The following is a 7733-nucleotide window of genomic DNA, read 5'->3' as shown; positions in this document are numbered from 1 at the left end:
TGAACTTGACTGCGCCATTAAGCTACAACAAACACAAGCAAATCCCGCGGATCTCACTTTATATATATCCCAATTAGATCAAACAATGCAGTTATTTGTATCGGCTAATAGTGATTTAGCCTTTATCAAATATCAGCTTAAACAGGTTGCCGAAAGCCGCAATGAACTTATATCTAATTTACGTACTAAAGCGGAAGCAGTAAAGGTTAATACTAATCATCATAGTGATATAGAGCTATTTTAGTGCTTTAAAGTAAAGCGGTTGATATACTACAAGCGTATTTTATCGTCGGAGTTTATTGTGGTTATTCAGTGTGCTTTTAAAGAGTTACGCCCTTATTTAAATGAATTAGAAACACGCTTTGGTTTAGCCCAATGGGCGCAAAATTGCAGTGGCTTTAGCTTACATTACGACGATAAAGGGTTAAGCCTATTTAAAACCGACGAGCCTAAACTAGGTGCAATTAACGTTGATTTTGTAACCGGTGCTGCCGCCCATAGGCGTAAGTTTGGCGGTGGTAAAGGGCAAGCAATTGCCAAAGCGGTTGGCTTAAATAAAGGTGCAACGCCTGTTGTACTCGATGCTACCGCAGGCATTGGGCGAGATGGCTTCGTACTTGCCTCGCTAGGGTGCAAAGTTATATTACATGAACGTCATCCGGTGGTAGCTGCACTTTTATACGATGGCTTAAAGCGAGCCTATAGCGATATTGAAATTGGTTTGTGGATGAAAGAAAATATGAGCCTAATATTTGGTTCAAGCCATACCCTACTATCGCAATGTGAAAGCATGCCCGATGTGGTTTATTTAGATCCTATGTTCCCGCACCGCGAAAAATCAGCATTAGTTAAAAAAGAAATGCGTGTATTTCAAGAGCTTGTTGGTGCAGACAACGACGCAGACGACCTACTTGATTTTGCCTATCCACTTGCCAGTAAGCGTGTCGTTGTAAAACGCCCCGATTATGCGCCATTCTTAAACGAAAAAACCCCAAGTATGCAAATTAAAACCAAAAAGAACCGTTTTGATGTTTATGTAAAGGCGGCAATGGTTTAAACATCAAAACAAATTGGTGGTATATCCCTAGAATTTACCCATGTAAGAATCGTTATATTGGCTTGGATCTTAGGATCTAGCCTTTTGAATCTAGGATCTTATTACATTTTCATGTTAGAATTTGCGCAATTTTTTGGCATAGCAAAGTAGCACAGTAATGATCTTAGACGATATTCGCATTGTTTTAGTTAACACGTCACATTCGGGCAATATTGGTTCGGCGGCTCGCGCCATGAAAACCATGGGTTTATCAAAACTTTATTTAGTTGATCCTGCTTGTGAAATAGACAGCCAAGCAAGTGCTTTAGCTGCAGGCGCAACTGATGTTTTAGGCAATGCAGTTATTGTAGGTACTGTTGAAGAAGCTATCGCTGACTGTACATTAACAATTGGCACAAGTGCGCGTTCTCGTACGCTTTCGTGGCCAATGGTTGAACCACGTGAATGTGGTGAAAAACTCGTTGCTGAAGCTGTAAATGGTCCTGTAGCGCTAGTATTTGGTCGTGAAAACAGCGGCTTAACTAATGAAGAATTACAGCTTTGTAATTACCACGTATGTATTCCTGCTAATCCAGAGTACAGCTCGCTTAATTTAGCTATGGCCGTACAAACACTTAGTTACGAAACACGTATGGCGTTTTTAAATCAACAACCTAAAAAGGTTGAAGAAGACGATGCAGTTTACCCAAGCTCAAAACAAACAGAACTGTTTTATGAGCACCTTGAAGAGACGCTTTTCAAAACCGGTTTTATTATCAAACAGCACCCTGGGTTAGTTATGACTAAATTACGTCGTTTATTTAACCGAGCTCACCCTGAAGATGCCGAAATGAATATTTTACGCGGTATTCTCACTTCAATTAATAAGTCTATCCCTAAGTAACTTAGGTATAGCTATTAGTTATAAAAACCAATGGGTAAATAACTAGCTAATACTTGACTAAAATACTCAGGTAATTACAATGGTTGTAATACTTGACCAAAGAGGTCAAGTATTGAAAGTTTGTTAACTCTACAATTTAAAAAGTAAGAGTTTATAAATCAAATTTTTATCAAGTGATAATACTTGACTAATTTACTCTGGTAATTAAAATTTGCACTCTTTTGTGCAGGGGGCGTTATGAAGTTAACATCAAAAGGCAGATATGCCGTTACAGCTATGCTGGATGTTGCACTACACACAGGTGTAGGTCCTGTAGCCCTTGCTGATATTTCACAAAGACAAGAAATTTCTTTGTCTTACCTTGAACAATTATTTGCTCGTTTACGTAAAAATGGCCTAGTAAGTTCTGTTCGTGGACCTGGTGGTGGTTATTTACTAGGGCGTGAAGCGGGCGTTATCTCTGTTGGCGATATTATTAGCGCCGTAGACGAATCGGTCGATGCAACACGTTGCCAAGGTGCCGATACCGGCTGTCAGAGTGGTATGCGTTGTTTAACACATAATTTGTGGTCAGACTTAAGCGCACGCATAGAAGAATTTTTGAATAATATTACCCTTGCTGAATTGGTGGAAAAATCAGATGTGAAAGAAATAGCATCGCGCCAAGATAACAGTATCAATAATGCAATTAAGCAGTTGGAAAACATTCAAGTAAGCTGTCAACTTTAAGGTTGACCTGCAGCGGAGAGAGAAATGAAGTTACCGATTTATTTAGATTACGCAGCGACCACGCCTGTTGATGAACGTGTTGCTAAAGAAATGATGCAGTGCCTGACAATGGACGGTAAGTTTGGTAATCCTGCGTCACGCTCACACCGTTTTGGTTGGCAAGCAGAAGAAGCTGTTGACCAAGCGCGTACAGATATTGCTGATTTAATTAATGCAGACCCACGTGAAATTGTTTTCACATCGGGTGCAACAGAATCAAATAACCTTGCTATTAAAGGTGCAGCACAGTTTTACAAGAAAAAAGGTAAGCACGTTATTACCGCTAAAACTGAGCATAAAGCTGTAATCGACACATGTCGTGAGCTTGAGCGCCAAGGTTTTGAAGTAACTTACATGGACGTTGAAGAAAACGGCCTACTTGATTTACAAAAACTTGCCGACACAATGCGTGACGACACAGTACTTGTAAGCATCATGCACGTTAATAACGAGCTAGGTGTGATTCAAGATATCGCGACTATTGGCGAAATGTGTCGCGAACGTAAAATTATGTTCCACGTAGATGCAGCGCAAAGCGCGGGCAAAGTATTAATCGACGTGCAACAGCTTAAAGTTGATTTTATGTCGTTCTCTGCACATAAAGTGTATGGCCCTAAAGGTGTTGGTGCACTTTACGTTCGTCGTAAACCACGTGCTCGCCTTGAAGCGCAAATGCACGGTGGCGGACATGAACGCGGTATGCGCTCTGGTACACTAGCAACTCACCAATTAGTGGGTATGGGTACTGCGTTTAAAATTGCTAAGCAAGATTTCGAAAAAGATCACGCACACATCAGCGCCTTACGTAATCGTTTAATCGACGGCATTATGGCTGATATGGACGAAGTATACTTTAACGGCACACAAGACCAATCAGTACCGGGTATTGTAAACATCAGCTTTAACTTTGTTGAAGGTGAGTCGTTACTTATGGCAGTAAAAGACATTGCAGTATCGTCAGGTTCAGCCTGTACATCTGCAAGCTTAGAGCCTTCTTATGTATTACGTGCACTTGGCCGTAACGACGAATTAGCACATAGCTCAATTCGTTTTAGTATTGGTCGCTTTACTACCGAAGAAGAGATTGATTACACCGTCGAATTAATGAAAAACTCTATCGGTCGCCTACGTGAGATGTCTCCACTTTGGGAGATGCATCAAGAAGGTATTGATTTAGATTCAGTTGAATGGGCTCACCACTAATAGTGTGAGCACATACCCTAGCAGGTAATGAGGATAGAATAATGGCTTATAGTGATAAAGTAATCGACCACGTAGAAAACCCACGTAACGTAGGTACTCTAGATAAGAACGATCCGTCAGTGGCAACGGGTATGGTAGGCGCACCAGCATGTGGTGACGTAATGAAACTGCAAATTAAAGTATCTGCCACTGGCGTTATTGAAGATGCAAAATTCAAAACCTACGGTTGTGGTAGCGCAATTGCTTCATCTTCACTTGTAACAGAGTGGGTTAAAGGCAAAACGCTAGACGAAGCAGCGACAATTAAAAACACTGACATCAGTGCAGAGCTTGAGTTGCCACCAGTGAAAATTCACTGTTCAATTTTAGCCGAAGACGCAATTCAAGCAGCAATTGCAGACTACAAAAGCAAACAAGCGAAGTAAGAAGAGAAACTCATGGCAGTGACATTGACAGATGCGGCAGCAAACCGCGTACAATCATTTTTAGCAAACCGCGGTAAAGGTTTAGGCCTGCGCGTTGGCATTAAAACGACGGGCTGTTCAGGTCTTGCTTATGTACTTGAGTTTGTTGACGATTTAAACGAAGACGATGAAACTTTTGCGGCTAAAGGTGTCACATTAATTGTTGACGCTAAAAGCTTAGTTTACATCGATGGCACAGAGCTCGACTACACTAAAGAAGGCTTAAATGAAGGGTTTAAATTTAATAACCCGAATCAAGCAGATGAGTGTGGTTGTGGCGAAAGCTTTACCGTTTAAGCTTTAAATATCTTTGTAGTATAAATAAGCCCTGCCAGTTAATGTAGGGCTTTGTTATTTCTGAATATTATTGGTTGAAGTTATGCGTTACTTTGAATTATTTGCAGTCCCCGTTGATTACAATATTGATTTAGCAACGGTTAACAAGCACTACTTGGAATTACAGCGCACTGTACATCCCGATCGCCACGCGAATGCGAGCAGCCGCGATAAGTTGATGGCTGTGCAAAGCACCGCCGAAATTAACGATGCGCTACAAACATTAAAGCACCCAGTAAAACGTGCTGAATATATGTTGAGCGAGCTAGGCGTTGATATTCGTGCAGAGCAGCAAACCTTGCAAGATCCAATGTTTTTAATGCAGCAAATGGAACTTCGCGAAGAACTTGAAGAGCTAACATCAGCTAGCGATCCTGATACCGCCATTGCAAATTTTGAAAAACAAATTAAGCAATTAAACGCGCAATACAGTGCACAACTTGCTGAGCAATTAGCAAGTAACGATGAGCAGCAATATCAACTTGCCGCAGATAATATTCGTAAACTGAAGTTTGTTTATAAGTTACGTGAAGAACTAGAGCGTATCGAAGACAGTTTATTTGACGATTAATTACTTGCTGCAAAGCGAGCAACACGAGTTTAAAGAGCATTATGGCATTATTGCAAATTGCTGAGCCGGGGCAAAGCGCGGCACCACACGAACATAAACTAGCAATTGGTATTGACCTTGGTACAACTAATTCATTAGTTGCAACAGTGCAAAGCGGCGAAGCCCGAACGTTAACTGATGATCTTGGCGCGGCTATGTTACCGTCGGTTGTTCGTTATCAAGCAGGCGGTATTACTGTTGGCGCAGAAGCTGCACAAGCAGCAACGCAAGACCCTGCTAACACACTTATTTCGGTTAAGCGTTTTTTAGGTAAAACTCAGGCTGAAATAGAGCAAAGTTATGGGCAACTACCGTATGAATTTTGTGAGCACAATGGTGCGCTAGCAATAGAAACTGCGGCAGGTAAAATTAGTCCAATTAAAGCATCAAGCCATATTTTAGCTGCATTAAAAGCTCGAGCTGAGCAAAGTTTTGGCAACCAAGAAATTTTAGGGGCTGTAATCACAGTACCAGCGTACTTTGATGACGCACAGCGCCAAAGTACTAAAGATGCCGCAGAGCTTGCTGGTATTAACGTACTACGTTTATTAAATGAACCAACAGCAGCAGCAGTCGCTTATGGTTTAGACTCTGGCCAAGAAGGTATTATTGCTGTTTATGATTTAGGCGGTGGTACGTTCGATATATCAGTACTTAGATTACACCAAGGTGTGTTTGAAGTAATGGCAACCGGTGGCGACTCTAGCCTCGGCGGCGATGACTTTGATTCGCTCCTTGTTGATTACTTTAAGCAGCAAACAGGTGTGTCAGCATTATCACCTTCAGTTTTACGTTTATTTATCAATAAAGCAAAAGCGTGTAAAGAAGCATTAAGCCAATACGCTAAAGTAAACGTGGGCCTTGAGTTTGACGATCAAAAACACACCGTTGAAGTAACGCGCGAAACGTTTGATGAAATGGCTATGCCACTAATTAAAAAAACGCTGCGCTCGTGTCGTCGTGCTGTAAAAGATGCTGGCATTGAAAATGAAGAAGTGCTGCAAGTTATTATGGTAGGCGGTTCAACCCGTATGCCATTGGTACGTAGCCAAGTACAAAGCTTTTTTGATAAAGAGCCGCTAACTTCAATCGATCCTGATCGTGTTGTAGCCTTAGGTGCCGCGCTTCAAGCCGACGTGTTAATTGGCAATAAGCCCGATTCTGACATGTTATTGCTTGATGTATTACCGTTATCGCTAGGCCTTGAAACGATGGGTGGTTTGGTTGAAAAAATCATTCCGCGTAATACAACGATTCCGGTAGCACGCGCACAAGAATTTACAACGTTTAAAGACGGTCAAACAGCAATGTCATTACATGTGCTGCAAGGTGAGCGTGAGCTTGTTGATGATTGTCGATCGCTTGCTAAGTTTAGCTTAAAAGGTATTCCACCAATGGCGGCAGGCGCTGCGCATATTCGTGTAACCTTTAAAGTTGATGCTGATGGCCTATTAAGTGTTTCAGCTATGGAAAAATCAACAGGTGTACAAGCTGAGATTCAAGTTAAGCCTTCGTTTGGTTTATCTGATGACCAAGTAGCTAACATGCTAAAAGAATCAATGAGCAACGCTAAAGGCGACATGCAAGCGCGTATGCTTAAAGAGCAACAAGTAGAAGCGTTGCGCGTAATAGAAGCGCTTAACGCATCACTTGAAGCCGATGGTGCATTACTTGACGATATGCAACTAGCTAACTTACGCGCTGAAATTGCAGAACTGGTAAAAGTGCGCGAAAATGCACAAGAGCCTGGCGAAATTAAAGCAGCTATCGAAAAAGTCGATAATGCGAGTAGCGACTTTGCATCGCGTAGAATGGATGCATCAATTAAAAAGGCCCTTACAGGGCAGTCAGTAGACAACATTTAAGAGAGATTAGAATGCCACAAATTGTTTTTCTTCCACATCCTGAATTATGTCCTGACGGCGCTGCAATTGAAGCTCCTACAGGTCAAACGGTACTCGACGCTGCGCTTAAAAATGGTATTAGCATTGCGCATGCTTGTGAAAAGTCTTGTGCATGTACTACGTGTCACTTAGTGATTCGTGAAGGATTTGACTCACTTGAAGAAAGTGATGAGCTAGAAGACGACATGCTAGATAAAGCATGGGGCTTAGAGCCTGAGTCACGCCTTGGTTGCCAAGCAATTATAAGAGATGAAGACCTAGTGGTTGAAATACCTAAGTACAATCTCAATATCGTTAATGAAGAGCACTAGTTTTTAACGATGTATATATTAAAAGCCGCTGTTTGATACAGCGGCTTTTTTGTTTGTGAATTGTAGGCGTGACAAGCAAAGCTCGTATGTTATTTTGTAGACGCAAAGCTTGCTGGCGTTATGTGTTTTAACTCTAGGTTATAAATATAGAAGCTGCGCTTCTCACGTGAGCAAAGATCCTAAAATGTTAGCCTTGG

9 protein-coding genes and 1 pseudogene are annotated in these 7733 nt (G+C 41.6%); all 10 read left to right on the top strand.

Going from position 1 to position 7733, the window contains the following annotated elements:
• Nucleotides 1–244: pseudogene (locus H5072_RS07170) on the top strand (response regulator); the annotation flags it as partial.
• A gap of 57 nt (nucleotides 245–301) precedes the next feature.
• Entirely contained in the window at nucleotides 302–1057 is a 756-nt protein-coding gene (locus H5072_RS07165) for a class I SAM-dependent methyltransferase (protein ID WP_182693121.1), read from the top strand.
• A gap of 157 nt (nucleotides 1058–1214) precedes the next feature.
• The gene (trmJ, locus tag H5072_RS07160; RefSeq protein WP_002958423.1) at nucleotides 1215–1940 is read left to right on the top strand and encodes a tRNA (cytosine(32)/uridine(32)-2'-O)-methyltransferase TrmJ; all 726 of its coding nucleotides are present in this window, start codon (nucleotides 1215–1217) and stop codon (nucleotides 1938–1940) included.
• Nucleotides 1941–2177: 237 nt separating this feature from the next.
• Nucleotides 2178–2669, top strand: coding sequence for a Fe-S cluster assembly transcriptional regulator IscR (gene iscR / locus H5072_RS07155; RefSeq protein WP_002958424.1), 492 nt, complete (start codon nucleotides 2178–2180; stop codon nucleotides 2667–2669).
• Between the two features lie 24 nt (nucleotides 2670–2693).
• A complete protein-coding gene (locus H5072_RS07150) occupies nucleotides 2694–3911 on the top strand; it encodes an IscS subfamily cysteine desulfurase (protein WP_002958425.1) in 1218 nt (405 codons plus the stop codon).
• Between the two features lie 41 nt (nucleotides 3912–3952).
• A complete protein-coding gene (gene iscU, locus H5072_RS07145; RefSeq protein ID WP_002958426.1) occupies nucleotides 3953–4336 on the top strand; it encodes a Fe-S cluster assembly scaffold IscU in 384 nt (127 codons plus the stop codon).
• 12 nt (nucleotides 4337–4348) lie between these two features.
• Complete coding sequence (iscA, locus tag H5072_RS07140; protein WP_002958427.1) at nucleotides 4349–4672, top strand: iron-sulfur cluster assembly protein IscA; 324 nt, start codon at nucleotides 4349–4351, stop codon at nucleotides 4670–4672.
• 82 nt (nucleotides 4673–4754) lie between these two features.
• On the top strand, nucleotides 4755–5282 hold the full coding sequence (hscB, locus tag H5072_RS07135; RefSeq protein WP_002958428.1) for a co-chaperone HscB: 528 nt from the start codon (nucleotides 4755–4757) through the stop codon (nucleotides 5280–5282).
• 41 nt (nucleotides 5283–5323) lie between these two features.
• Nucleotides 5324–7186 (top strand): Fe-S protein assembly chaperone HscA, encoded by a 1863-nt coding sequence (gene hscA / locus H5072_RS07130; RefSeq protein ID WP_182693120.1) that lies wholly within the window; start codon nucleotides 5324–5326, stop codon nucleotides 7184–7186.
• Between the two features lie 11 nt (nucleotides 7187–7197).
• Nucleotides 7198–7536, top strand: a complete 339-nt coding sequence (gene fdx, locus H5072_RS07125) for an ISC system 2Fe-2S type ferredoxin (protein WP_002958430.1) — start codon at nucleotides 7198–7200, stop codon at nucleotides 7534–7536.
• The last annotated feature ends 197 nt before the right edge of the window (nucleotides 7537–7733 follow it).

This window comes from Pseudoalteromonas sp. SR45-5 (assembly GCF_014163565.1).
GTDB lineage: Bacteria > Pseudomonadota > Gammaproteobacteria > Enterobacterales > Alteromonadaceae > Pseudoalteromonas > Pseudoalteromonas distincta.
This window is presented reverse-complemented; position numbering and strand designations above follow the sequence as displayed.

Excerpts from the sequence above, each read along its gene's own strand:
- trmJ (WP_002958423.1), top strand. The coding sequence starts at position 1,215 with ATGATCTTAGACGATATTCGCATTGTTTTAGTTAACACGTCACATTCG.
- iscR (WP_002958424.1), top strand. The coding sequence starts at position 2,178 with ATGAAGTTAACATCAAAAGGCAGATATGCCGTTACAGCTATGCTGGAT.
- H5072_RS07150 (WP_002958425.1), top strand. The coding sequence starts at position 2,694 with ATGAAGTTACCGATTTATTTAGATTACGCAGCGACCACGCCTGTTGAT.
- iscU (WP_002958426.1), top strand. The coding sequence starts at position 3,953 with ATGGCTTATAGTGATAAAGTAATCGACCACGTAGAAAACCCACGTAAC.
- iscA (WP_002958427.1), top strand. The coding sequence starts at position 4,349 with ATGGCAGTGACATTGACAGATGCGGCAGCAAACCGCGTACAATCATTT.
- hscB (WP_002958428.1), top strand. The coding sequence starts at position 4,755 with ATGCGTTACTTTGAATTATTTGCAGTCCCCGTTGATTACAATATTGAT.
- hscA (WP_182693120.1), top strand. The coding sequence starts at position 5,324 with ATGGCATTATTGCAAATTGCTGAGCCGGGGCAAAGCGCGGCACCACAC.
- fdx (WP_002958430.1), top strand. The coding sequence starts at position 7,198 with ATGCCACAAATTGTTTTTCTTCCACATCCTGAATTATGTCCTGACGGC.